This window comes from Chryseobacterium sp. OSA05B (assembly GCF_019970065.1).
Classification (GTDB): domain Bacteria; phylum Bacteroidota; class Bacteroidia; order Flavobacteriales; family Weeksellaceae; genus Chryseobacterium.
The window spans coordinates 589,832-612,475 of record NZ_JAHXYH010000002.1; the positions used below are offsets into that span (position 1 = coordinate 589,832).

The window sequence follows — 22,644 nt, forward strand, 5'->3', positions numbered from 1 at the left end:
GAGGTTGCTTTTTTTATGCAGTTACTTTGTGCCTTTTCCAATCCTTCCCAAATGCGTATTCTGAAAACTGTCCGGAAATTTCAGCCCGTACCCAAGAATTCTGTCAAATGCTGAATGTGAAAACAGAATGGCCCCGATCATCTGTACATAGGGAAGATGTAATGCAGTCCCTACGAGATAAAGAACAATAGCCAGCCCAAGATGATGAAATAGATTGTAGAAAAATGCTCCGACTTTATTATTAGCAACATACCCCAGCATCGAGATATCAGGACCAAAGAACAGGCCTGCAAACCACCACCAGGACAGTTCTGTACGGCTGAATGCAAAAATTCCCAAAATCATAAAGGCAACATACTCCAGTTGTAATTGAATTTTCATAACAATAAAGGTATTGATGATCTGATAAGTGTCTTATGTAATGTAAAAGTTACAGTTTAATTTGGTTAAAAAACAAAAGTGAGACGTTGTAAAACATCTCACTTTATAGTATTGATACAAAGCTTGTCTTGCTAAAATAAGCGTTAGCGGAGTTGTATATCTTAAACAAAATACTGTTTCTAATTCTTTGTTTTGCTTTATGATATTTAAAAACAGAAAAGGATCTTAATGTCCTGATTTGGCCTCCGTACTTTCCACATGCCCCAAATATTTGGTACAATATGCTCCGAAGATCAGAATCACAACATAGCAGAATACCGGAATGATAAATGAATGCTGCACCCCAAACTGATCTGCAAGATATCCCTGGAAAATAGGAACAATAGCGCCTCCTAAAATTGCCATGACCACCAGAGATGAACCCTGGCTGGTATATTTACCTAAACCGGAAATCGCCAGTGTATAGATATTGGAGAACATAATGGAATTAAAGATCCCGATCCCTAAAATGCTGTACATCGCCAGCTCACCATGATTAAGCATTGCGGAGATAAGAAGAGCGACATTGATCGCTGCGAAAATAGACAAAGTTCTTGCCGGAGCTGATTTACCCACAAAGAAAGCAATGAAATTAAGTATGATAAATACAATGAAAAAACTGATTTGCGCAAAGCTCAGGTCTACAATACTGAAAATAACCAGGAAAACAGCAGCAGCTGCTCCCAACATATAAATTGCTTTTTTGCCTTGGCTTAATGACTGGTTTAAAGAAATAGCCCCAAGAAAACGTCCTATCATCGCACCTCCCCAATACAGAGAAAGATAATTTTTACTGATGATCTCATTGAAGCCCATGATCTGAGGCTGCTCCAGAAAGCTGATGATAAAACTTCCCACTGCCACTTCTCCGCCTACGTAGCAGAACATCGCAAAAACCCCAAATTTAAGATGGCTGAACTCAAGAGCTCCCCATCCTTTTACAATTTCTTCTTCCTGCGTCTGGAAAGAAGGTAGTTTAACTCTGGAAATTAATAACGCTACTAATAGAAGGATACCCGCAAAGATCAGATAAGGAATTCTTGTCGCTACAGCGCTGAACGAACCGTCAGGAGCTGAGAAAAATTCAAAGATCAGGTGTCCTCCCAATACCGGTGCGATTGTGGTTCCGAAAGCATTGAAAGCCTGGGTCATATTCAGACGGCTGGAAGCTGATTCTTCGCTGCCGAGCAATGAAACGTAAGCATTTGCTGTGATCTGAAGTACTGTAAAGCCAAGCCCAAGAATGAACAAAGCCCCCAGAAATAAAGGATAATAGGAAAAAGTAGCTGCCGGATAAAATAAGACACATCCGAAAGCCGCGAGAAAAATACCGAACATAATTCCTTTTTTATAACCTGCTTTGTTAATAGGATCTCCTTTTGAAATAGAGATCAGGAAATAAATCAGGGAACCGATAAAATAAGCCCCGAAAAAGCAGAACTGTACCAGCATCGATTCGAAAAAGGTAAGTTTGAAAAGCTGTTTCAGATAAGGGATCAGGATGTCATTCATACAGGTAATGAATCCCCACATAAAAAAGAGCAGGGTGATCGTGATTAAAGGGATCGTATAATTTCTGCTCTGTGTTTTTACTTCTTTATTGATCATAAACATTTATTTATTTGAAAAGAATTGTTAAGCTCTTTCAGTTGATTTTGTCTGCTGCATATATATTTTGAGAAGCATGGCAAATATAAGGCAGTAGCCTGTTTTTCTGCAACTTTTCGGATGTTTTTTTCTGTAAAAAAGCGGTCTTTATTTTCTTAAAAACATTATTTACTTTTTTTGAGACAATAATACGAAAATGGCTGGATTCTTTGATCAGTTTTCTTTGGAAAAAATCTTTTTATTGATGAAATACAATGAATAAGTTGAACATTTCGTAAGTAATTCTTACTTCATTGATAAAATAGGAGGGTAAAATCTTATAATTCCTCATACTATTTCTGAGATTGAAAATTTAATATCTCATTATTATACGTTATCTTTGCAAACGAAAATTTAGACGAACTATCAATAATTAAAGCACTCAATACGGAGTGCAACACAAAACAATTTATGAGTATACCTCAAGCAATTACAGAAACGATTACTCTTGCAGACGGCAGAGAAATTACAATTGAAACAGGAAAATTAGCAAAACAGGCTGATGGTTCTGTAGTCGTAAAAATAGGCGGAACAATGCTTTTAGCAACAGTTGTAGCCAGTAAAGAAGCAAAAGAAGGTGTAGATTTCCTACCCTTAACAGTTGATTACAGAGAAAAATTCTACGCAGGAGGTAAGATTCCTGGAAATTTCTTTAGAAGAGAAGCTAGACCATCAGATCAGGAGATCTTAACGATGCGTTTGGTAGACAGAGTTCTTAGACCATTATTCCCTGAAGATTTTCATGCGGAAGTTCAGGTGATGATTTCATTAATTTCTTATGACGGACAGTCAATTCCTGATGATTTGGCAGGTCTTGCAGCATCTGCAGCAATCGCTATTACAGATATTCCTTTCAACGGACCAATGTCTGAAGTGAGAGTGGTAAGAATCAACGGTGAACTTTCTGTGAACCCTAATTATGCAGATCTTAAAATTGCCGACCTTGACATCATGGTGGGAGCAACTAAAGATTCTATCGTAATGGTAGAAGGGGAAATGAAAGAAATTTCTGAGCAGGAAATGCTTGAAGCAATCCAATTTGCTCATGTAGAAATTAAAAAACAAGTTGAAGCTCAGGAAAGATTAGCCGAAAAAGTAGGTAAATCATTCCCAAAAAGAGAATATAGCCACGAAAATCACGATGAAGCTATCCGTGAGAAAGTGTGGAAAGAAACATATGATAAAGTATATGAAGTTGCTAAGCAACCTTCAGCAAAAGAAGAAAGAGGTGAAAAATTCAAAGCTGTTTTGGCTGAATTTTTAGCTCAATATGTTGAAAATGCTGAAGAATTAGAAAGAGTAACACCTTTCGCTAAAGTATATTTCCATGATGTAGAGAAAGAAGCGATGCGTCAGATGATTTTGAATGACAAAATCCGTCTTGATGGTCGTGATCCTGAAACAATTCGTCCAATCTGGAGCGAAATCGATTATTTACCGGGAGCTCACGGTTCTGCAATTTTCACAAGAGGTGAAACTCAATCTTTAACAGCAGTAACGTTAGGTTCTGTGAAAGATGCGAACATGGTAGACAGTGTAATGGTAAATTATGACGAAAGATTTTTCTTACACTATAACTTCCCTCCGTTCTCAACGGGTGAAGCAAGACCTTTAAGAGGAACTTCAAGAAGAGAAGTAGGACATGGAAACCTGGCTCAGAGAGCTTTGGCAAACATGATTCCTGAAGAAAATCCTTACACGATCCGTATCGTTTCTGATATTTTAGAATCAAACGGTTCGTCTTCTATGGCAACTGTTTGTGCAGGAACTTTAGCATTGATGGATGCAGGTATTCAGATTACAAAACCAGTTTCTGGGATTGCAATGGGATTGGTAACAGACGTTAAGACCGGAAAATTTACTGTACTTTCTGATATCTTAGGTGATGAAGATCACTTGGGAGATATGGACTTTAAAGTAACGGGAACTGCAGACGGAATTACTGCTTGTCAAATGGATATCAAAATCCAGGGATTATCCATGGATATCATGGAGAAAGCACTTTTACAAGCTAAAGACGGAAGATTACATATTCTTGATAAAATCACTGAAACAATTGCGGTACCAAGAGAAGACGTGAAACCTCACGCTCCGAAAATGGTAATGCTTGAGATCTCTAAAGATTTCATCGGTGCTGTTATCGGACCTGGTGGAAAAATCATTCAACAACTTCAAAAAGATACAGATACTGTTATTGCTATTGAAGAAGTAGGAGAAATCGGAAGAATTGAGATTTCTGGTGTAAGCAGAGAGAAAATCAATGCAGCGATTGCAAGAATCAACGAGATTACATTTGTACCGGTAGTAGGTGAAGTGTATCAAGGAAAAGTGGTAAAAGTAATGGATTTTGGAGCTTTTGTAGCGATTGCAAAAGGAACTGAAGGATTACTTCACATTTCTGAAATCGAATGGGCTCGTCTTGATAAAGTACCTTACAACGAAGGTGACGAAGTAGAGGTGAAGTTTATGGGTTACGATGACCGTAAGAAAATGAAACTTTCAAGAAAAGTTTTATTACCAAGACCTGAAAGACCTGAGTCTAAGCCAAGACCAGAAGGTCAGGACAGACCACAAGGAGATAGAAGACCTCAAGGTGACAGAAGACCAGAAAGACAAGACAGACCTGAAGGTGAAAGAAGACCTGAACAGGCTCCAAGAGACAATCAAAATCCTTCAACTGAAGCTTAAGATTTAAATCTCAGATATATAAATGAAATCCCTCAATTTGAGGGATTTTTTTTTGGCTTAACGTGATAAAGATCCGGTTATTATTGGTGATCGCAAAGTCGCAAAGGTTTTAAAAATGAATACATTTTTAAGATGCAAGAAAATCGAAGATTTTCAGCAAGGCTTAGTGTGTAAATTTTGTGCGGTATACAATTTTATCGGAGATAAAATCCTTGCGCCTTATAAAAAGCATTTTAGTGAGTTAGTCTTTGCGTCATTGCGTTTCAAACAATTTAGGATGTTAAAAAATGTGTTTTTCATAGCTCTGTTTTTTATCATTTCATTACGCTCCGATTCTCTGTTTCAGATCATCTGCACCGCCTGTTTTTCTTGGCTGGCCATTTTTAGATGAACCGAAATTGTATGTATAAGAGATCGTTGCTACACGGGAATCTCTTTTTACGACGAAGTTTTCTATGTAGTTATTAAAAGTCGTCTGTGCTTTCGGATTGTTTGTAAAGAAAATATCATTGAACGAAAATTTCAGAACACTGTTGTTTTTAAATTTCTTCTGAGCTCCGATATTCAGATACCAGTTGGGCTGTACATCCATATAGGCATACACTTCTCTTCCTCTGTAATTTCCGGTCAGTTCAGCGGTGAAACCATTCCCCAGTTTAAATGAATTGATACTGTTGAGATTGAAGGTAAAATTCCCTTTATTATTGATCTGTGTTCCTGAAACATTGCCGGTATAGGATCCGTAGTAGAAATTCGCGCTGTTGTTCATATCCCACCATTTCGTCACTTTCACCGGCGCAATCAGATAAAGCCCGAAATAAGAAGCTGAGCTTAAATTTTCATTGGTTTGAACGGTAATATTTTCACCATTTTCTACCACAGGCTTAATAACGTCCGTAATATTGTTATCCGTTCTGCTATAGCTTAATGTGGCAAAATATGTACTGTTTAAGCTGTACGTCAACTCATAATTCATCGTGGTCTGAGGATTCAGCTCCGGATTTCCGGCTTTGTAAGTTGTAGGATCCAGATAAAACTTGAATGGATTTAATTGATTATAGCTCGGACGTGTAATTCTTCTGCTGAAATTGATTTCCAGATTATTTTTATCCGTTAAATCATAGGAGAAAACCGCACTTGGAAAAAGTTGAGTATAATTCTTTTTATTTACCTGATTGGTCGTAAGCTGAGTTCCTGTTACGTTTGTATTTTCAGCTCTCAAACCGAATGTAGCACTGAATTTATCCCACTTTTTAGAAACATTTCCATACACGGCATTGATATTTTCCTTATAGATAAAGTGGTTCGTTTTGTTGAGATCCAGTTCCGGAACGCCTGAGCTTGCATTAAAGAACTTCAGGTCATTGTCCGCTTTTACGAAGCTGGTCTTGATTCCTGCTTCCAGTTTCCATTTGTTTTTCAGGTTTTTCGTTAAATCAGATTTTAAAGAATAAATGTTTAAGTTTCCGCCAATATCACCTTGCAGAATATCCAGGTTCGTAAGATGACCGGATGCTTCGTAATTTCTCGTTTCAAAATTCTGAAGTGAGGTGTTTGAATAATTGATAAAGTCAAAATCTGTAGTGATTTCCGAACCTAATGAATCTATTGTGTATTTATGATTCAGGTTGAAAGAAACGTTTTTCCAGTGGTCATGAGAGCGGTTCTGCGTGGTAAAACTTCCGTCGGGTTGATGATCACTTCCCAGAATCTGACTTGAATTGTCACCTTTCGGGTCAAATCGATTGCTTATAAAACCTACGGAAAAGCCCAAAACATTTTTATCATTCATATAATAATCCATTCCGGCTTTTGCGATATGGTTTCTGAAGTTGAATTTCAGGAAATTATCCTGCAGATAAGCCTTATCAAAAGTCCCGTTGGTGTAGAAATTTCTGTCTAAAACCAGATGATTGTAAAATTCTCTGTACGCAAAGCTGTAATTCGCAAAAACGTTCACCTTTTTATTCCGGTGATTGATGCTGAAGCTGTTGTTGTTTTTAATGAATTTTCCTGTTCCTAATGCCGTGGAAATACTTCCATTTGTTCCTTTTCGCTGGTCTTTTTTCAGTTTGATATTAATAATCGAAGTTCCCGCGGCGTCATATTTCGAAGACGGATTGGTGATAAACTCTATTTTCTCAACCGTTGAAGAAGGAATGCCGCGAAGATAAGCCGCAAGATCTGCTCCAGTCATCGGCGTATTTTTTCCGTCGATCTGTACCAGAAGATTTCCTTTTCCACGCAGGCTGATGTTGTCATTGCTGTCTACATTCACACCCGGGGCTTTTTCCAGGACTTCAAAAGCAGAATTTCCTGTGCTTGCAATGCTGTTTTCGACGTTGAGGATCATTTTTCCATCCTGTCTTTCGATATAAGGTTTCGTCTTGGTAATGGTCACTCCTTCAATAGATTTTACATTGAGATCGATAGGAGGGAGGGTCCTGTTTTCTTCGATCTGAATATTGTCCGATTGATAGATTTCATTACCGTTTCTGCTGATTTTTAACCGGTAGTTTCCTGTTTTAAGATCACTGAAACTGAATTTTCCGTTCTGTTCTGCAATTTCTGTTTTGACTAATGCATTTCCTGAGTCAAACAGATTGATTTCCAATTGTTCGGTTTTGTCACCGCTGACAGTTCCCGAAAGTGAAAAATTTTGCACGCTCTGTGCTGAAAGCAGGTTGCTCAACAAAGTCAGCGTCCATGCTAATAGGAGTGAAAATAATCTGGCCATTGTGTTTGTTTTTTAATGTTTTTACAGTTTTCCGATATTTTAAGGAGAGCATTATTCATGATTTCCAGCTCTTCTTTTGAGACATTCTGCAGGGCGGTTTTTCGGTTGCCTTCTACCAGCTTCTGAACATCTTTGATGATCTTTATCCCCGATTCGGTTACTTCAAGATTGGTTTTTCTGCGGTCTTCCGCATGGGTAGTCCGGATCACATATGCTGATTTCACCATCAGATCAATAATCCTTGTTACCGATGCATTGTCCTTAAAAACCAGATCCCCGATTTCATTCTGGGTAATTCCCGGATTTTCCAGAACCGCTTTGATGATCAGCCACTGATCGATTGTGATTGTAAATCCATTCGCTTTAAGCTGACGCTGTGCATAATTTCTGTAAGACCTGATCGCTTTATCGATATTGTAGAATATGATTGAATTTAACTTTTCCATGTTTCCTGTATTAAATTTAAAATGACTAATCAATTATTGATATATCAATTAATTTGTAGTAAGTGTTTTTATTTTGTTACAGATCGATGATTTTTTTTTTTGTACAAATCCAAAAAAGCTGCAAGAGCTGCAGTTCAAATAACATATAAAAAGAAATCTGCTTTATCTGTGTAATCTTTGTGAGTTCAATATTTTCTCGCAAATCACACAGATAAAGCAGATCTTTGTGGATGAAATTAATGAAGATTGACTGTTTTATAATGTTTTGAAAAGCCTGTCTATCTGATTTCTTGTGGTAGCATCCGGAGAGACTTTATAAAATTCATTAATTAAATCCATAGAAGAAGGTTTCTTAGGATATTTATTGTTTTGAAGGAAATTTTTCAATGCTTCATTCACTTTTTCTTCCCCGATCAACTCACTTAATTTCACCATGGCTACAGCACCTTTGGAATAGGCGATATGAGGTGAATCACCTGTCGTTCTGTAGATCGGAAGGTTTTCGGACAGGCCTTTTTCGTTGTCATAGATCTGCTGATGCATTTTGATTCTTTCCTTCATTTTTTCTTTGCTGTGCATCTTTTGGTAAAGCATCATTTCCGTGTACATCGCAAGCGTTTCGGTGAGCATTACCGCTCCTTCTCTGTCATCCGGATTGATCTGGCTGTTTCCCCACCAAAGATGAGAGAGTTCATGGCCAGCCAGTTCATTGATGACGTCCTGTTCCTTATCAGCATGGATATTGGCATGGAAAATCATATCCTCAGGCATAAAGATAGCAGATGGATAAGCGGTTGCCGCAAATCCTCTGGTGAAAGATGATATTTCAGCAAAACTGATCGTTTTAAAAGGGTACTTTCCAAAATTCTGTTCGCAGTAATCCAGTGTAATTTTTGCGTTTTCAAGGAGATGATCTACATTTTCAAAATGCTTTCTATCGTAGAAGATATGTATTGTAATTCCTTTGTACAACACACTTTTGATCTGATAATCCGCCGATGAGACCGCAAAACGGAACGGAATACTTTCTGCTTTGTACTGAAAATAGTTCCGTCCTGACTTTGTCCATTTTTTAATCAGATCTCCGGTACCAATGGCGGTTTGATTGCCTTCAGTGGAAACTATCATTTCTAAATTGATAAAGTCCTTTTTAAAAACTTGCGGAGCTTCCGGTTTTTTCAATGGTGAGAGTTTTCTAAGGTGATTTTCCTGTCGCTGTTTTTCATCCTGAACTTCTTCACCCTTCTGATACCCGATCACCGGATAATATCTGCTGATCCGCATAAAAGAACCGTTTTCTATTACTGCATTGAAAGACTGATGTCCGTTAACTGCATACCATTTATAGGAAAGCTTGAAGTTGAGATGAGCCGTTTCACCGGGCTTGATGGCTTGTTTTAAATGAACCTCAGAAATGTTCTCATTAATTTTCACGGTTTCGGAGCCTGATTGAAAAACGGCGGATTCTGTGATAAGATCAGAACTGAAATTAATGAGAACCTTATCGATAGGTTGGCCGGTAAAATTGGTCAGGACATATTTTCCTGTAATCCGGTATGCATTTTCAGATGGGTTTAATGTAATCTCGGTGGTTACATCTGTGATTTCCGGCTGAGGCAGATTTTCATACTTCTTAAAATCTTTTTCGTACTGAACGGCTGTTGTTAAGTCTTTTTCTTCATTCATAGGAATATAACCTTTCATGAAAAGTGTTCCTGCAAAAATGCCTGAACTAATCAGCAGCAGATTGGGAATAATCTTGATCAGATTAAATTTTTTCGATCTGATCACCTGATCTGTTATCCATAAAAATGAAATGACTCCGATTCCGAATAAAAGCCTTTCCGCAAATGCATATGTGTAGACTCCATAACCGTTAAAATCACTGTAACTTCCTTTAAAATCTGAAAATATTCTCAATAAAGGATAAGGAATCATCTTGCCGGATGCAGGACCAGCCAGCAGAAACACCGCAAGAACGGAAATACCCAAAGCAATAAATTTATTTCTGATCGTATGATTAATCAGAAGAATCAGTCCTGAGAAAAGAATCAACGGAAATGTATTGAAAAGAAATACGCCCAGATAAGCATTCCAATCGATATAAAAATATTGGTACATGGCCTGAAAGACCATCCCCTGAACGATTAAAATTCCGGTAAAAAAGAAAAGCAAAACACTAATAGAAATGAAATGCCCGGAGAGTCTGCTTTTTGAGAAAAAAGTACTGTCTTCAATCAGCGAAAATCCTGATGAACGGCTTCTCCAATACAGATCATTGATGAAATAAGCTACGAGAAGAAGCCCGAATAAAGGAAAGTTTTCCGAAATAGTGGTTGCCATGAGACCTGAACCTGCATACTTCTGCGGAAGACGTATTCCTTTTTCAATCTCTGCGTACATTTCCATTCCTACAAAGAAAAGCAGCAGGATAGAAACAGCTGGAATGGTGATGCTTTTGAAGAGGTAGAGCAAATCAATTTTTGCATAAGAAAGTATCGATCTGAATGCATTTTTGTTACCAAAATTCACTCGGGATATCTTGTAAGTAAATGATGAGCTGTTTTGAATTTCTGAACCTGAATTCTCTTTTTTTACTTTTTGTTTTGAAACAGAAGAAAAAGAAAATAGTCGGTAAGTGAGCCACATAAATAATAAAGACACCACTGAAAAAATGACCCTGTTGATGACTAAATATCCCGAAAATGATACTAATGAAGCGTTTTTCTGATCTACAGAAAGAGCTCTGGCCTCAAAGAAATAGGATGATAATCCAAAAGGATCCACGAGGGCGGAAAATTGCTGGGTTTCTATGGATTGAGGTAAGCCACCCGCCATAAACGGAGAATTAGAAAATACCAGAACCACCATGTACAGGACGTAGAGTAGAAGTCCGCCAACGACAGCGAGGAGTTTCTTCTTCGATACTATTGAAATCAGGAAGATAAAACTGCAGACCAATAAAGAATTGATGAGTCCAAAAATCACCATGGGATACAGATAATAGCCCAAATTGAATACATTCTGCATTTCACTTCCGGTCCGTGTGACCTGCCCAATAAGGAAACCAGTCATTAAAAAGAAAAAGCTGAAGAAAGTCTGCAAAAAATAAGTGCTGAATTTTCCGCTGAGATACGTCCATTTAGAAAAAGGAAACGAAAAGAGCACAAAATCAAATTTGGAATCCGTGTCTTTAAAAAGCAGCTGTACAGCAAAAATAACAGCCATAAATATGATGGAAAGACTGAGCATTCCGGTCATAAATCCGATGGTGTACGGTGAATTGAGATAAATCCCGTCTCCAGCCGTAAGATTGAACTGACTGCCGCAGAAAATACCAATTCCTACTAAGACTAAGGCTATAAGATAGGCTGGCCAGTGCTTGGTGATGCGTCTGGCTTCAAATAAAAATATGGCGTTCATGACTAAGGTTTTTGATTGAGTGTACGGAAGTAAACGTGTTCCAGAAGGGGGCTTACCGTATGGAAGTCTTTCGGCTGGTCTTCTGAAAATACGGTAATATGAAGTTCTCTTTCAATAAGCTGGCGGCTTATGATCTCGTGGCTGGAAAGGTAATGGTCCAGTTCGTTTTTGTCGATGGGCTTGGACCAGATCCTGTCTTCCAGTTCGGAAATTAATTCTGCAGGTTTTCCTTGTCTTAAAATCTGTCCGTTGTTCATCACTGCCATTTCCGAGCACAGATTCCTTACATCTTCCACCAGATGGGTGGAAAGGATGACGATAACATCTTTGCTGATGTCATTCAAAAGCGAGTTGAAACGGTTACGTTCTTCAGGATCGAGGCCGGCAGTGGGTTCATCCACAATAATGATTTTAGGATTTCCGAGGAGTGCCTGAGCTACTCCAAAACGCTGTTTCATCCCACCCGAAAAAGTATGAACTTCTTTTTTTCTGAAATCGGAAAGATTGACTTTTTCCAGCAGGTTGAGAATTTGTTCTTTGCGCTCTGTACGGTCTGTGATCCCTTTTAAAACAGCAATATGTTCCAGAAGGTCATACGCGGAAACTTTCGGATAAACCCCAAAATCCTGCGGAAGAAATCCGAGGTTCTGTTTGATATAATCTGGGTTTTTTGAAACCTCTTTTCCGTTAAAAACAATATTTCCGGAAGTTGGTTTTTGCAGCCCCACAATGGTTTTCATTAAAGAAGATTTTCCGGCACCATTCGGACCCAGTAATCCGAACATACCGTTCCCTATATCGAGCGATATATCTTTAACTGCTTGATAACCATTTTTGTAAATGAGACTGAGATTGTTGATAGATAAGGTATTCATATGATAAGGTTTGGATAATAGAAGGGTAAGGCAGACCGACAGGGTTGCTTAGTGTAGACATCAGATTTCAGACGTCAGACTGTAGGCTGATAGAAGGTGAATGGTGAATTTTGCTTTACAAGTGAATGGTGAATGGAGTCAAGGTTTTAGATACTGGATGTCAGACATCAGATTTCAGACCCACCAGCAACTATCTTTTACACTCGAAACCCTAAAACACTCTGACTCTCCAACTCGTATTCTATTCCCGAAACTCCAAAATATCCCCTGGCTGACATTCCAGGATTTTGCAGATGGCTTCCAGGGTATCGAAACGAACCCCCTTTGCTTTGCCGGTTTTAAGAATGGATAGATTAACAGGGGTAATTCCTAATTTTTCTGCCAGTTCTTTACTCTGCATTTTTCGCTTGGCTAGCATGACATCTAAGTTGACTATGATTGGCATTATATAAATAGGTCTTGTTCGTTTTGCAAATGTAGTCCTTGCTTAAAGATATTCGCAAGAAACAGACAGAAAATTCCAAGCATGAAGTGGATAAACACCAATCCCCAGATCATACTTTCTACTTCCACAAAGAAACTTGCTATGATCACTATGGGAAGTGGAATGAAAATATTATACAGGTAAAATCTCTTAAGCTGAAGTATATTTTCTTTTATAAATAGTTTTGACTGAAAAAATACTTTGAAAACCTTCGCCGAAAGCCAGAAAAAAATTCCGTAGGAAATTAAGACCAGTGAAAATGAAAAGATGATATACGGATAATTATGTTCAATATTCAGAAACGGCTGGTCTGTAAAAGGATAATTGATATGCAGAAACATATTATCCTTATATGGAGTGATCGCATAACCTGTGAGCAGGCATATAATTGAATAAACAAAAGTGATCAGATAACCCGCCGACAGTACAATACAAATGTAGTACAGAATCTTCGCAATAATTTTGGTCTGGTTCATGGCAATAATCATTTAACTATTGCAAATGTATAATTAATTATCGTAAAACAATAATTATTTTAAATAAAAAAATATTTAGTGAGTTTGATCTGAGGATTGAAAATGAAAGAATATGTGTTGTTTACTGTGTTTTTTGCCTAAATTTAAATGATAAAATTATTTCTGATGGCATACAATATTGAACTGGCGGACAGAGTTCGTGAACGGCTTTCGGTAGTTCCTGATCTTGAGATTAAGGAAAAGAAAATGTTCAGCGGATTATCATTTTTGGTCAATGATAAAATGTGCATTAATATAAGCCATGATCAACTCATGTGCCGTTATCATCCCGATCTGGAAGAGGAAGTTTCCGAAAGAATGGGATTTCTTTCCATGATCATGAAAGGAAAACAGCTCAAAGGATATTGCTATGTAGAACCTGTAGGTTTTCAAAAGCATGATGATTTTGAGTACTGGATAAAAATATGCCTGGATTACAATGCCATAGCCAAATCTTCAAAGAAAAAATAATCTTAATATTCCTAATATTTTTTTACCATTTAGGTGAAATTGAGTTATTAAGAATATTAAGATTGATCACCGGCAGTACAGTTTTTCGCGTATCTCTATTAAGATTTTTTCTGTTTTTTTTATATCCGGACTCGCGGGAAGGGTAGAAACTGAATGCTCATGTTCTATCGACTCTATCAGATCTTCAGCTTTTTGCATTACTTTTTCATAAGACCAGTTTCCGGCTTTGATATCGAGTAATTCCTCTCTGTTGTCTACGCGGATCTGTAAAGAGTTTGTTTTAAAAATATGCTCACACGACTGTAAAAGACGAATGGTGTGCATCATATTTTTGCTGTCGTAGTTTTGGCCGTGTTCCTTATTGACATTGTAGCGGTCTTCATTGCGCTCGGAAACCCATTTCCAGTATTCCTTATAGTCTTTGCAATAGGTGGAGTAGGCATCCAGGTTGCAGGAAAGATAAGCTGTTGGTTTTTCATCTTTAGGAACAGATGATACTGAAACCTGATTGGCTTCTTCATGCTGAATAATTCCCTTATAGCCCAAAACTCCTGATTCATCATAAAAAAGAGCATGCATGCCTTTGGTATTCCCAATATTAACCAGCCCGCATTTTTCCTGAACTTTTCCGTTGCCGGAGAACCATTTTTTCAAAGGAACGGATCCCTGATCTTCCAGAATATAGCAGAAATCAAGAACAGATTTTCTTTCTTTTTCTATGGGATTAAGAATCTTTTTATTGAGTCCTTTTGCTTTTTTAATCTGTGATACCGCGTATCCTGCAAAAGTGTCTTTACATAATTTAGATAAAAAATCTTCCTGGCGGAGCAAATCCATCAGAGGGTCTTTGTGTAGGATACAGTCTTCCGGACTTGCCAGCATTTCCAGAATATTGGGGTTGTTTTTCTGCAGAAGTTCTACAAATCTTCCAATTTCATAATAGGTGATGTCATTGGTTTCATTAGAGATCTGCGGAATATAATTCAGTCCGAAAAAATCTTCTTTCGGCAGATAATAAACCCCACGGATATCCGTATCCGAATTTTCTGTGGCCAGCCCAAAAGCGCGGCTGCCGGAGATGGCTTCGAAGAGGATGAGGTGGTTGGTTTTTAGGGTTTGGATGGTCATTGGTTGAATTGTTCGGTGAGATAAAATACTGTATCAATGAAGAATAGATTTCCCTGAAAAGTCAGCACATTTTCATCATGCAGATCTTCTAAAATAATACCTAATTCAGGATGATTGTAATCATTATTTCTATGATTGATAAAGCCGTTTGTATTTAAAAAAAGCTTGACATGCTCTAAATCTGTAAGTTTGTCTGACTCTATAAAATCCTGTTCAACAACAGCATATAATCCTTCTTCAGATTCATAGAAACCAGTAAGTTTGTAAGCTGTGTCGGGAAAAAAATAGTTATTTAATAAAAGATTGTTGAGATAGTCCAGCCATTTCTCATAGTAAATTGCATCATTGAGTTTGATGACCTTATATTTATTCCGAAGATAAACCTTTTGTTCTGCTCCGGCAGATACAAAACTTGTGATATCAATAGTATCAATCCAAAATTTATTGTGGTCACAGTATTGCCTTATAAGCGCTGTTTCTTCACTTTTGATCTGCTTTCCTGTTCCAGACGTCTGGCCTGAGCCTTTGCTTTCTCTAAGGTAACGGGAGACTTCTTGGATAGCATCTCCATGCCTAACCTGGCTCTTTCCTGAAATGATATTTTGTAATTCATCTTTCATGTAGTTTATACAAAGTTACTAAATTTTTAGAACCGGAAAATCCGATGTTCAAGAAGATTATATAGGTTCGATGTTTTCTTTTTTTATTGTATAGCCCATCATTTCTAACAATTTACAGGCTTCAGTGATTGTGTGTTGTCTTTGAATATTGAAATCAAATTCAGGAATTTTAAATAAACTGATCACTTTCCGTACAAAACCAGGTTGATTAATATTGAGATATACCAATTGCTCATTTTCATATGTCTTAAAAGAACCTGTAAACATTAAAACATTAGTATATTCTTCATCTTTGGTGAAGAAATCTACCTTTATAAACTGAGAACTATCCTTTCCGAAAACTTTTATACACCAGCCTTTTACTACATATCTGTATATAGTTCCATCGATAGTTATATGACGTAATTTCTTTTTCATTTATAAAAAATAGGTATGTATAGAAAAAAGCTCCAAAAAACAATAGTTTTCAGAGCTTTAATATAATAAAATACTTTATCGCTCTAATCCGGAAAGGTATTTAATTCTTCACACAACTCTCCACAATCACCTCCAGCGCCTTCTCCGCATCACAGGCATACAAACCGGAACACCAGGCCGGATTCGCTTCAATCAATGCCCAGCCTTTTTCTTTGATAATCCCAAAATCCAAAACAATGGCGGGAGGAAGGGTAGAAGCATATTTTCTGATGAACGAATCAAAAAATGAAAACATATCAATTTCCTCTTGTTCCGAAAGCGGGTTCATATCAAATGCATCGTTCCGCCAATAAGAAGAATAGGTTTTTATTTCACCATGTAAAACAAAACATCTTACTTCCAGCTACCACTCCACAACTTCTGATGTGAAAACCGTAGAATTGAGATCTACCGTATCAAAACCTTTGATATCCGTAACTTTTTGGTAAACTCCAGCCTTGAAACTTTTAAAATCAGAACATTTAACGAAAATATTTTCCTGATTTGTATAGTCCTTTAGCTGTCCATATGAGATTCTACGTTTCGTAAACTCCTCAGAGATAAGGGAAAGCCAGTTGTCATCAGGTTTTATCAACGTCAGTCCACACTGATCTGAAACAATCTCTGCATAGATATCTTCACCATATACCGCAATAACATCTGCCCGGAACTCTTCGGGAACATTCCATTTAGCATTAAAACGGTTCAGTTCTTAAGGCGAATTGATGGACGCCTTTTTCAGATTGTTGCTGTCTTCCGTATACATGGGAGAAAGCGCTATTATATTTTTCATGTGTCCTGTTTTTTATTTCTACTATCAGATTCTGTTAAAAAAGAAAGTTCTTATTTTTATCTTTATTATCCAGTAAATTTTGGATAATATCTTCCAGTAATTTAAAATCTTCCAGCTGTTTATATTGTATGCCTGCCGTTGTTTTATAAAGCCCATTAAAACTGAAGTAATTCTGTCCTACATATCCTTTCAGTTCTGTGTTAAGGAGTAGATTCTCATAATCGAAATTAAGCGTAACCATGAGTTCTTCACCGGAAGCTTTAAATTCAGCATAGCATTGATTGATGAAATCAAAGTCCATAGTATTGCTGTGAAAGAAGTCATTTTTGATATCGTATTCAAATTTTGCCTCGTCTAATTGATCCTGTAAGTTTTTTAAATCCGCATCTGCACCATATACTTTCTGATAGCGGTCTACAACCCCTTGAATAAATTTTTCATTATAAAATATTACAAGAAAATCACTATCAAAATGCCAAAAAAGGCTGTAGTAATAATGATCTACCGGAAGATTGAAACGAATCAGGCAATCAATGGAAGACTGTGGAATAACCAACCCAAATTCCTCCTTTAAAAACTCACATTGTTTTATGAAAGGATGAATTACCGTTGTAGCATTTTTTACCTCATTTTTAGCCATCAAGGGTTTATTTTTCTTTTTAAAAAAATCAAATATTCCTATTCTCATCACTTATTACTCATCACTTATAATTCATCTACAGTTTCAATATCTCCCTAAAAACCCTCTCCATCTCCCTTTTATCCGGCTTCCCACCTTTAAGACTTTTAGATTTCTCTTCGTTTTCCAACACAGTTTTCTCCAAAAATCCGAAAAGCTCCCAGTCATTCGGATGGTAGTAGGATTCTCCTTTGGTCGCTTTTAAAGCGATAAGGTCTTCTATCTTTTTTCGGGTATAATGATCAACTAAAACCAATAGTTCACTGAATAAAACCGGTGGAACCGTTCCTTTTTCTATGATCCATTTTCCGGTCATTGCTGTTCTCAGACAGTAAAAATAGCTTTTCAGTTTCACTTCATCGGTTCTGCAGGCTTCCAGATACTTTTTACTCATGCTCAGATAGTGATAAGAAACCGCTACCGGTGAAAAACAGGCATCTGCTAAAGGCGTGAACAGTTCCAAAAATTGGTCATTCTTCTTGTATACGATAGGCGAATAAACCAGCTCAATAAAGCCGCATTCGACTTCAGCAACAAATGGAAAGTCTTTCGGAGATCCCATCCGGAACCGTCAAGATCGTCCTCTGTCATAAATTCTATCGTCTCGTCCTTATCCCACGGAGAAAGATACCAATCTTTTTCATGACGGTAGATAAAGCGTATATCATAATCGCTGTCCGGAGAAGCAAAACCCCAGGCTCTGCTTCCGGATTCTACAGCCAGAAGGACTTCTATCCCGCGTTCAGCCTCTATTTCCTTTATTTTTTCAAGTATTTTTGGTGTCATTTTGTTTAATTTTAAGGCAAAGTAAAAAAGAAAGTACGCAATGTTTTTGCGTTGAGCTATTAAGTTTGATAGTCGGAGGATTTTAGAGTAAATGAGTTTGAAAGAGGGTTGTCAGTTGCTGGTTTTTTAGTTACTGGTTTATAGATATATCATGTTTTGCATCTGGGGTTTTGTTCCTAACGCTTGACTAAAATCAAAAGACCATAATTTCAACCTTCAGCACAATCCCTACAACCTGCTACCTAATATCTGCCACCTAAAACTCACCATTCACTTGCGAAACAAAATTCTCCATTGACATTCTCTCATCTTCAATCTTAATCCAAAGTCTCATGTCTGAAATCTGCTGTCCAAAATCTTGATTTTTGCCTCTATCCCTAATTTCACTAATATTGCAACTTCAAAATTCGATTAAAACTACGTACACATCCATGTTAGCAGAACAACTACAGCATACAATAGATTTTAAAACAAAGCCCTTGGGCGCATTAGGACATTTGGAGCATCTGGCTCACAAAATTGGAATGGTTCAGAAAACCGTTTCGCCAAAACTTTCTAATCCGCATATGATAGTTTTTGCGGCTGATCATGGGATTGCTGCTTCGGGAGTGAGTGCCTATCCACAGGAAGTTACCTATCAGATGGTCATGAATTTTCTGGGTGGAGGTGCTGCAATCAATGTTTTCTGCAGACAGCATGATATAGCCATTAAGATCGTGGATGCCGGAGTGAATTTCGATTTTCCTGAAGGCTTGGAACTGATCGATAAAAAAGTGAGAAAATCCAGCAGGAATATGCTGGAAGAACCGGCTATGACCTCAGTGGAATACCAAAAAGCTTTAGAAAACGGAAGATCTGTAGTGTCTGAAATTATCAAAACAGGCTGCAATATTATCGGTTTTGGGGAAATGGGAATCGGGAATACGTCTGCATCTTCACTGATGATGAGCCGATTATTTGATCTGCCGGTTGTAAACTGTATAGGTCGTGGAACGGGTCTGGATGATACCCAGCTGTTGCATAAAATTCAGATTTTGTCAGAAGCGATTGAAAAATATCCCGATGTAAAAACGGCAGATGAAATGGCACAGACTTTTGGCGGACTGGAAATTGTGCAGATGATGGGAGCAATGGAAGAAGCCTATCAGCAGAATATGCTGATTATGGTAGATGGATTTATTGCCAGTGTAGCCGCTGCAACAGTTTGGAAGAGCAACCCTCAAATCATGGATAACTTTATTTTTTGCCACGTCAGTGATGAAAACGCCCATCAGAAACTTTTAGAATTACTGGGGCAGAAAGCTTTGCTGAATCTTAACCTGCGTCTGGGAGAAGGAACCGGTTGCGCATTGGCTTATCCATTGATTCAAAGTGCGGTGAATTTCCTGAACGAAATGTCAAGTTTTGAAGATGCCCATGTTTCAAATAAAGAATAAATGAAAGGTATAAAAAAAGAACTGATCTATTTCGCCACAGCGCTGATGTTTTTCACGAGAATTCCGGTTCCGTTTACAATTCCGTATTCCGGTGAGATCATGAATAAATCGCAGAAATATTTTGCTTGGGTCGGGCTGTTGGTAGGTCTTGTGAATGCAGTGGTACTCTATCTTTCGTATCAGCTTTTTAATCTGGATATTGCCATTGTTCTGATGATGATTAGCAGTGTCCTTCTGACCGGAGCGTTTCATGAGGACGGTTTTACAGATGTCTGCGACAGTTTCGGCGGCGGATATGGGAAAGAAAAGATCCTGACCATTATGAAAGACAGCCGGGTAGGAGCTTATGGCGCGGTAGGCATTGTATTGCTGTTTGCTTTGAAATTTTTCAGTATTCAGGCTTTGGGGACTATAGATTTATTTAAAACCCTTGGTCTGATTGTCCTTGCTCATACGGCAAGCAGATTTATTGCCGGAACTATGATCTATACGCACCATTATGTGACAGATATTGATGTCAGCAAATCAAAACCTTTAGCCAATAAACCTCTTGATGGATCAGCATTGGTGGTTAGTTTTATGAGTGTTCTGGTTTCCTTTCTTCTGATTCCGGACTGGCGGCTGATTCTGGCTTTTGCATTGGCTTATTTTGGAAAAATCTGCATGGGCTGGTATTTTAAAAAGCATATCGGTGGATATACCGGAGACTGTCTGGGTTCTGTACAGCAGGTGACTGAAGTTTTGTTTTATTTAGGAGCAATGATCATATGGAAATTCATGTAATCCGGCATACAGCTGTAGAAAATCCCGAGAATCTGTGCTATGGTTTTTCAGATATTTCTTTGCGGAATAATTTCTGTGAAGATTTCAATGATGTGAATTTTGATGAGAAATTTGATAAGGTTTTTTCCAGTCCCTCCAGAAGATGTACTCTTTTTGGGGATCATTTTAAATTCAACTACAAGACGGATGAAAGACTCCGGGAAATGAATTTCGGTGACTGGGAAATGAAAAAATGGACGGATATTCCTAAAGAAGAGATCGATCCGTGGTATGATGATTTTGTTCATATAAAAGCAACTGGAGGAGAAAACCTATTGGAAATGCAGAGCCGTGTTTTGAGCTTCTGGAATGAGCTCACTTCTGAAACTCGCGTTGATAAAGTGTTGATCATCACTCATGGAGGAGTCATACGCCTTATTCTGCAATCCATTTTAAAGTTTCCTCTGGAGAATATATTTAAGATCCAGATTGATTACGGAAAGAAAATGATTATTGAGTTCAATGAAGGACACTTTTCTGTAAGAAAGCTGAATGTATGATAGGTGATGATCTCCGATAAAATGAAATGCCGATCAAATTTTACACGCTAAGCTTTCCCGAAAATCTTCGATTTTCTTGCGCCTTACATATTTTCAATGCAGGAAAAACCTTTCGCCCTTGCGCATCCCCAAAAAAATCTTTTAAAAAATAGCGTGTGTTCGATATTCCAAAAAAATACATAAAAAAGAGACTGTACATAAAATGACAGTCTCTTTTCAATAAAATTAAATTCTAACTACTTCTCCATTTAAGCAGTAATCTGCTTAGGTCCTTTTCCTTTATCTTGTTCTTTTTTATCCAATCTCTCAGATATCTTTTTTACGATATATTCTATCGCAATAGGTGCTATAATTGCAATCAATGCTTTAAATATTCTTGATTTCATAGTACGATTTTTTAATGTCCTGATTAATACAATTTCTAAGCCATTTTAAAATTATGAGTGCTGGTCAGTGTTTTAACGCATGTGATTATTTGACAATGACAACTTCCTGTTTATTGAGTCAGCACGAAAATCTTTGATTTTCAAAAAACTTAAGTGCGCTTTCTATTCGCAAAGTCTTTAACTTAACAATAACTTAAGTGTTAAAAACTTTTGTGCTTTATGTGGTAAAAATACTAGCTTTCATCAGGAATGTCCAGTTTCTCATAGTTTTTAAACGCGGCACTAAACTTTTCCTGCAACCGCAATCTTAGCTTTCTCGGCTTGTGAACGATCAGAGATTCTCCAAAACCCAGCAGTAATCTCTCCAGTTCAAAATTGATTTGTACACAGATCTTAAATAATGTTCCTTCCTCGGTTTCACTTATGATTTCCTGGCTTTTGTGAAGCGGTTTGGTCTTTACATATGGAGCATTGTGGGCATCGACAAAGAAAATAACGTTCCTCGGAGCCATCGTTTCTGAAACCGTAACACCGACAATATCTTTGAAATACTCATCACCATCCAGATCTTTATCGATATACGGAACATTTTCTTCTGGCTCAATACTTTCCATACGATCCAGAGCCAAATTGTACATTTTACCTTTGTGCTGACAGATCAGAAACCAACGGTTGTTAAACTCCTTCAATAATTGGGGATGAACCATATAATTACTGGATTCCCTTGCGGTAAAACTGCGGTAGAGAATATTCAGAACTTTTTTATTCGAAATGCTTTCGTAAAGGATGTCAATATGCTCAAGACCTTTCAGCTGCTCGTTTTTATCCAGATGAATGATTGATTTCTGTCCGGTGGAATGGATGGAATCTTCCAGTTTCTGAATCACCCCGTTCATCTCTTTAAACATAGAGAAATCCTTGAACTGCTTCAGGATCTGAACCGCATTATTCATCGCTTTCAGGTCACTTTCATTCACGGAAATATTATGAATGCTGTAGTCAGGATCACTGTAACGGTAGTATTTTCTTTCGAATACTTCAATCGGGGCTTCATACCCGAATTTTTCACTTCGCATATTTTGGAGGTCAAGCTGAACCGTCCGTCTGCTTACATAAGATTCTTTGCCTTCAAATTCAAAAAGGGCATCAGAACAAGCATCGATAAGATCTTCCAGCGTATACTTCCGGTATTTGTTCTTAAGACATTTATCTAATGTTTTATAACGAATAAGTGCGTTTTTATTGGATGACATGATTTTTTGGTTTTTTGGTGAAAAGGGGAAAATTTCAATTGTGAATCGTCAATTTTGCTTCGCAAGTCAATTTTTAATT

General features: G+C 37.6%; 19 protein-coding genes and 2 pseudogenes. 5 read left to right on the forward strand and 16 right to left on the reverse strand.

Annotation, left to right across the window (positions count from 1 at the left end; genetic code table 11):
* Positions 1-21: 21 nt before the first annotated feature.
* Together LC419_RS10175 and LC419_RS10180 are read right to left on the reverse strand one after the other, a co-directional pair.
* Entirely contained in the window at positions 22-381 is a 360-nt protein-coding gene (locus tag LC419_RS10175) for a DUF4260 domain-containing protein (protein ID WP_223607230.1), read from the reverse strand.
* 225 nt (positions 382-606) lie between these two features.
* Positions 607-2,028: a sugar MFS transporter gene (locus LC419_RS10180; protein WP_223607231.1), complete on the reverse strand. Its 1,422-nt coding sequence runs from the start codon at positions 2,026-2,028 to the stop codon at positions 607-609.
* Positions 2,029-2,478: 450 nt separating this feature from the next.
* Here LC419_RS10180 and LC419_RS10185 point away from each other — a divergent pair, with 450 nt between their 5' ends.
* On the forward strand, positions 2,479-4,755 hold the full coding sequence (locus LC419_RS10185) for a polyribonucleotide nucleotidyltransferase (RefSeq protein ID WP_223607232.1): 2,277 nt from the start codon (positions 2,479-2,481) through the stop codon (positions 4,753-4,755).
* A 322-nt stretch (positions 4,756-5,077) separates the two neighbouring features.
* Here LC419_RS10185 and LC419_RS10190 read toward each other — a convergent pair whose 3' ends face one another.
* The 6 genes from LC419_RS10190 to LC419_RS10215 all read right to left on the reverse strand — a co-directional run bounded on the left by LC419_RS10190 (position 5,078) and on the right by LC419_RS10215 (position 13,196).
* The gene (locus tag LC419_RS10190) at positions 5,078-7,492 is read right to left on the reverse strand and encodes a TonB-dependent receptor (RefSeq protein WP_223607233.1); all 2,415 of its coding nucleotides are present in this window, start codon (positions 7,490-7,492) and stop codon (positions 5,078-5,080) included.
* Positions 7,465-7,938, reverse strand: a complete 474-nt coding sequence (locus LC419_RS10195) for a MarR family winged helix-turn-helix transcriptional regulator (RefSeq protein ID WP_223607234.1) — start codon at positions 7,936-7,938, stop codon at positions 7,465-7,467. Before LC419_RS10195 ends, LC419_RS10190 begins: the two co-directional genes overlap by 28 nt.
* 255 nt (positions 7,939-8,193) lie before the next feature.
* Positions 8,194-11,361, reverse strand: a complete 3,168-nt coding sequence (locus tag LC419_RS10200; protein WP_223607235.1) for a M1 family aminopeptidase — start codon at positions 11,359-11,361, stop codon at positions 8,194-8,196.
* Between the two features lie 2 nt (positions 11,362-11,363).
* Positions 11,364-12,236 (reverse strand): ABC transporter ATP-binding protein, encoded by an 873-nt coding sequence (locus LC419_RS10205; RefSeq protein ID WP_223607236.1) that lies wholly within the window; start codon positions 12,234-12,236, stop codon positions 11,364-11,366.
* A 241-nt stretch (positions 12,237-12,477) separates the two neighbouring features.
* On the reverse strand, positions 12,478-12,681 hold the full coding sequence (locus LC419_RS10210; RefSeq protein ID WP_034726695.1) for a helix-turn-helix transcriptional regulator: 204 nt from the start codon (positions 12,679-12,681) through the stop codon (positions 12,478-12,480).
* Positions 12,681-13,196 carry a DUF2975 domain-containing protein gene (locus LC419_RS10215; protein ID WP_223607237.1) on the reverse strand — a complete coding sequence of 172 codons (516 nt, stop codon included), beginning with the start codon at positions 13,194-13,196 and terminating at the stop codon, positions 12,681-12,683. Before LC419_RS10215 ends, LC419_RS10210 begins: the two co-directional genes overlap by 1 nt.
* A 165-nt stretch (positions 13,197-13,361) precedes the next feature.
* Between LC419_RS10215 and LC419_RS10220 the strand changes: the two genes are divergently transcribed.
* On the forward strand, positions 13,362-13,706 hold the full coding sequence (locus LC419_RS10220) for a TfoX/Sxy family protein (protein WP_223607238.1): 345 nt from the start codon (positions 13,362-13,364) through the stop codon (positions 13,704-13,706).
* A gap of 66 nt (positions 13,707-13,772) precedes the next feature.
* Here LC419_RS10220 and LC419_RS10225 read toward each other — a convergent pair whose 3' ends face one another.
* From LC419_RS10225 to LC419_RS10250, 6 genes and pseudogenes are all read right to left on the reverse strand, one after another.
* Positions 13,773-14,834: a nucleotidyltransferase domain-containing protein gene (locus LC419_RS10225; RefSeq protein WP_223607239.1), complete on the reverse strand. Its 1,062-nt coding sequence runs from the start codon at positions 14,832-14,834 to the stop codon at positions 13,773-13,775.
* Complete coding sequence (locus LC419_RS10230; RefSeq protein ID WP_223607240.1) at positions 14,831-15,454, reverse strand: hypothetical protein; 624 nt, start codon at positions 15,452-15,454, stop codon at positions 14,831-14,833. Before LC419_RS10230 ends, LC419_RS10225 begins: the two co-directional genes overlap by 4 nt.
* A gap of 57 nt (positions 15,455-15,511) precedes the next feature.
* A complete protein-coding gene (locus tag LC419_RS10235) occupies positions 15,512-15,871 on the reverse strand; it encodes a hypothetical protein (RefSeq protein WP_223607241.1) in 360 nt (119 codons plus the stop codon).
* A 100-nt stretch (positions 15,872-15,971) separates the two neighbouring features.
* Positions 15,972-16,505, reverse strand: a pseudogene (locus tag LC419_RS24235) (ATP-grasp domain-containing protein).
* A 232-nt stretch (positions 16,506-16,737) separates the two neighbouring features.
* The gene (locus LC419_RS10245) at positions 16,738-17,343 is read right to left on the reverse strand and encodes a hypothetical protein (protein ID WP_223607242.1); all 606 of its coding nucleotides are present in this window, start codon (positions 17,341-17,343) and stop codon (positions 16,738-16,740) included.
* A 76-nt stretch (positions 17,344-17,419) separates the two neighbouring features.
* Positions 17,420-18,168: pseudogene (locus tag LC419_RS10250) on the reverse strand (nucleotidyltransferase domain-containing protein).
* Positions 18,169-18,599: 431 nt separating this feature from the next.
* Between LC419_RS10250 and cobT the strand changes: the two are divergent.
* From cobT to cobC, 3 genes are read left to right on the forward strand one after another with little or no spacing between them, the layout of a single operon-like run.
* Positions 18,600-19,604 (forward strand): nicotinate-nucleotide--dimethylbenzimidazole phosphoribosyltransferase, encoded by a 1,005-nt coding sequence (gene cobT, locus LC419_RS10255; RefSeq protein ID WP_223607243.1) that lies wholly within the window; start codon positions 18,600-18,602, stop codon positions 19,602-19,604.
* The gene (locus LC419_RS10260; protein ID WP_223607244.1) at positions 19,605-20,387 is read left to right on the forward strand and encodes an adenosylcobinamide-GDP ribazoletransferase; all 783 of its coding nucleotides are present in this window, start codon (positions 19,605-19,607) and stop codon (positions 20,385-20,387) included.
* Positions 20,372-20,926 (forward strand): alpha-ribazole phosphatase family protein, encoded by a 555-nt coding sequence (cobC, locus tag LC419_RS10265; RefSeq protein WP_223607245.1) that lies wholly within the window; start codon positions 20,372-20,374, stop codon positions 20,924-20,926. The genes LC419_RS10260 and cobC overlap by 16 nt, the downstream gene beginning before the upstream one ends.
* 248 nt (positions 20,927-21,174) lie before the next feature.
* Here cobC and LC419_RS10270 read toward each other — a convergent pair whose 3' ends face one another.
* Positions 21,175-21,312, reverse strand: a complete 138-nt coding sequence (locus LC419_RS10270) for a hypothetical protein (protein ID WP_223607246.1) — start codon at positions 21,310-21,312, stop codon at positions 21,175-21,177.
* A gap of 233 nt (positions 21,313-21,545) precedes the next feature.
* Entirely contained in the window at positions 21,546-22,565 is a 1,020-nt protein-coding gene (locus tag LC419_RS10275; RefSeq protein WP_223607247.1) for a YafY family protein, read from the reverse strand.
* Between the last annotated feature and the right edge of the window lie 79 nt (positions 22,566-22,644).

Coding starts and splice junctions, on each gene's coding strand:
- LC419_RS10215 (WP_223607237.1), bottom strand. CDS start 13,196: ATGAACCAGACCAAAATTATTGCGAAGATTCTGTACTACATTTGTATT.
- LC419_RS10225 (WP_223607239.1), bottom strand. CDS start 14,834: ATGACCATCCAAACCCTAAAAACCAACCACCTCATCCTCTTCGAAGCC.
- LC419_RS10190 (WP_223607233.1), bottom strand. CDS start 7,492: ATGGCCAGATTATTTTCACTCCTATTAGCATGGACGCTGACTTTGTTG.
- LC419_RS10185 (WP_223607232.1), top strand. CDS start 2,479: ATGAGTATACCTCAAGCAATTACAGAAACGATTACTCTTGCAGACGGC.
- cobC (WP_223607245.1), top strand. CDS start 20,372: ATGGAAATTCATGTAATCCGGCATACAGCTGTAGAAAATCCCGAGAAT.
- LC419_RS10195 (WP_223607234.1), bottom strand. CDS start 7,938: ATGGAAAAGTTAAATTCAATCATATTCTACAATATCGATAAAGCGATC.
- LC419_RS10275 (WP_223607247.1), bottom strand. CDS start 22,565: ATGTCATCCAATAAAAACGCACTTATTCGTTATAAAACATTAGATAAA.
- LC419_RS10200 (WP_223607235.1), bottom strand. CDS start 11,361: ATGAACGCCATATTTTTATTTGAAGCCAGACGCATCACCAAGCACTGG.
- LC419_RS10235 (WP_223607241.1), bottom strand. CDS start 15,871: ATGAAAAAGAAATTACGTCATATAACTATCGATGGAACTATATACAGA.
- LC419_RS10175 (WP_223607230.1), bottom strand. CDS start 381: ATGAAAATTCAATTACAACTGGAGTATGTTGCCTTTATGATTTTGGGA.
- LC419_RS10220 (WP_223607238.1), top strand. CDS start 13,362: ATGGCATACAATATTGAACTGGCGGACAGAGTTCGTGAACGGCTTTCG.
- LC419_RS10180 (WP_223607231.1), bottom strand. CDS start 2,028: ATGATCAATAAAGAAGTAAAAACACAGAGCAGAAATTATACGATCCCT.
- LC419_RS10230 (WP_223607240.1), bottom strand. CDS start 15,454: ATGAAAGATGAATTACAAAATATCATTTCAGGAAAGAGCCAGGTTAGG.
- LC419_RS10260 (WP_223607244.1), top strand. CDS start 19,605: ATGAAAGGTATAAAAAAAGAACTGATCTATTTCGCCACAGCGCTGATG.
- cobT (WP_223607243.1), top strand. CDS start 18,600: ATGTTAGCAGAACAACTACAGCATACAATAGATTTTAAAACAAAGCCC.
- LC419_RS10205 (WP_223607236.1), bottom strand. CDS start 12,236: ATGAATACCTTATCTATCAACAATCTCAGTCTCATTTACAAAAATGGT.
- LC419_RS10245 (WP_223607242.1), bottom strand. CDS start 17,343: ATGGCTAAAAATGAGGTAAAAAATGCTACAACGGTAATTCATCCTTTC.
- LC419_RS10210 (WP_034726695.1), bottom strand. CDS start 12,681: ATGCCAATCATAGTCAACTTAGATGTCATGCTAGCCAAGCGAAAAATG.
- LC419_RS10270 (WP_223607246.1), bottom strand. CDS start 21,312: ATGAAATCAAGAATATTTAAAGCATTGATTGCAATTATAGCACCTATT.